The 225-nt window shown below is 68.9% G+C and carries 1 pseudogene; it reads right to left on the bottom strand.

The window, feature by feature from the left end:
• Positions 1 to 225, bottom strand: a pseudogene (locus OO52_RS45895) (hypothetical protein); the annotation flags it as partial.

Consider the following 225-nt stretch of genomic DNA (forward strand, 5'->3'; position numbering starts at 1 on the left):
ATCGGCGGCCCGCCGAGGAAGCCGTTCATGAGGTCGCCCAGGTCGAGCTTCGTGGCACCGGCCGGAGCGGTGGGCCTGGTGCCCTCGCCCATCCGCAGCCTCAGGCCCAGCTTCTTGACCTTGGCTGTCTCCGCCAGCTTGGCGAGGTCCACGTCCACCTGGGACAGCTCGCCGTTCTTGAGGGTGAAGTCCGCCGTCACCTTGGCGTTGGGCGCGTCCTTCAGG

It is taken from the genome of Streptomyces flaveolus, from assembly GCF_000716535.1.
In the GTDB taxonomy this organism is placed as follows: Bacteria; Actinomycetota; Actinomycetes; order Streptomycetales; family Streptomycetaceae; genus Streptomyces; species Streptomyces flaveolus_A.